We start from the raw sequence: 1,471 nt of genomic DNA, 5'->3' as shown, positions 1-1,471 counted from the left end.
GGCCCTGCCGCTCATGCCCGGGGGATGAGCGGCGCATTCCCCCCACCAGGCAGCCCCCGCAAGGGCTGCCCACCCCGAAGGAGTACATCAGTTGGCCACCCCATATACCCCCACGGTTCAGGGAACCGGCATCCGGGCCACGATCCAGCGTTTCGGCGGCCATCTGGCCGGGATGATCATGCCGAACATCGGCGCGTTCATCGCCTGGGGCCTGATCACCGCTCTGTTCATCCCCACCGGCTGGCTGCCGAATGAGACGCTGGCCGCTCTGGTCGGCCCCATGATCAGTTCTTTGCTGCCCATCCTGATCGGCTACACCGGCGGCCGGATGGTGCACGGCCAGCGCGGCGCGGTGGTCGGCGCGGTCGCCACGATGGGGGTGATCGTCGGCAGCGAGGTCCCGATGTTCCTGGGCGCCATGATCATGGGCCCGCTGGCGGCGTACATCATCAAGAAGGTGGACGCGTTCACCGCGGAGCGTACCCGCGCGGGCTTTGAGATGCTGGTGGACAACTTCTCCGCCGGCATCATCGGGGGCGCGGCGGCGGTGGCCGGGGTGTTCGGCATCGGGCCGGTGGTCGAATGGCTGACCGAGCGGGCCAGCGAGATCGTCGACTTCCTGGTCGGGCAGCAGCTGCTGCCGCTGGCCTCGATCCTGATCGAGCCCGCCAAGGTGCTGTTCCTGAACAACGCGATCAACCACGGCGTGCTGGGGCCGCTGGGCGTGGCGCAGGCGGCCGAGACCGGCAAGTCGATCCTGTTCATGCTGGAGACCAACCCCGGTCCCGGGCTGGGCTTGCTGATCGCCTACATGCTGTTCGGGCCGCGGTCGTTGCGGCCCTCCACCCCGCCGGCGATGATCATCCATTTCCTGGGCGGCATCCACGAGATCTACTTCCCGTATGTGCTGATGAAGCCGCGTCTGATCCTGGCCGTGATCGCCGGCGGCGCGTCGGGGATTCTGACGTTCCTGGTGACGGGTGCGGGGCTGGTGGCCACGCCGTCGCCGGGCAGCATCTTCGCCTATCTGGCGGTGACGCCGAAGGGCGGCTGGTTCGGGGTGATCCTGGGGATCATCGTGGCGACGGGGGTGTCGTTCATCGTGGCGTCGGCGCTGCTGGGCTTCGGCCGGGGATCCAACGACGAACAGACGCCGGCGGGTACCGAGCCCGCGGCGCAGGAGGCGTAAAGGCGATGGCCAGCATCGACAGCAAGGACGTCCGCAAGCTCGTCGTGGCCTGTGACGCGGGGATGGGCAGCAGCGTGATGCTGGCCAGCCAGCTCCGCAAGCAGTTGAAGGGCACCCAGGTGGAGGTGGTGCACACCCCGGTCAACTCCATCCCCGAGGACGCCGATGTGATCGTCAGTCATGTCGGGCTGGCGGAACGGGCCCGGGTGAGCGCTCCGGGTGTGGTGCTGGTGCCGTTCCAGATTTTCATCGGTGATCCGGCGGTGACCAGGCTGGTGACGG

The 1,471-nt window shown here is 68.0% G+C and carries 2 protein-coding genes; both read left to right on the top strand.

Annotation, left to right across the window (positions count from 1 at the left end):
- Positions 1-91 precede the first annotated feature (91 nt).
- Positions 92-1,189, top strand: a complete 1,098-nt coding sequence (locus ABGB08_RS54560; protein ID WP_347608500.1) for a PTS mannitol transporter subunit IICB — start codon at positions 92-94, stop codon at positions 1,187-1,189.
- 5 nt (positions 1,190-1,194) lie between these two features.
- Positions 1,195-1,471: PTS lactose transporter subunit IIB (locus ABGB08_RS54555; RefSeq protein ID WP_347608498.1), on the top strand; the 277-nt coding region annotated here is incomplete at its 3' end.

Origin of the sequence: Acrocarpospora sp. B8E8, from assembly GCF_039871605.1 — a bacterium.
In the GTDB taxonomy this organism is placed as follows: Bacteria; Actinomycetota; Actinomycetes; order Streptosporangiales; family Streptosporangiaceae; genus Acrocarpospora; species Acrocarpospora macrocephala.
Note: the sequence above shows the minus strand (reverse complement) of the source record. Positions and strands in the feature narration are given on the sequence as shown.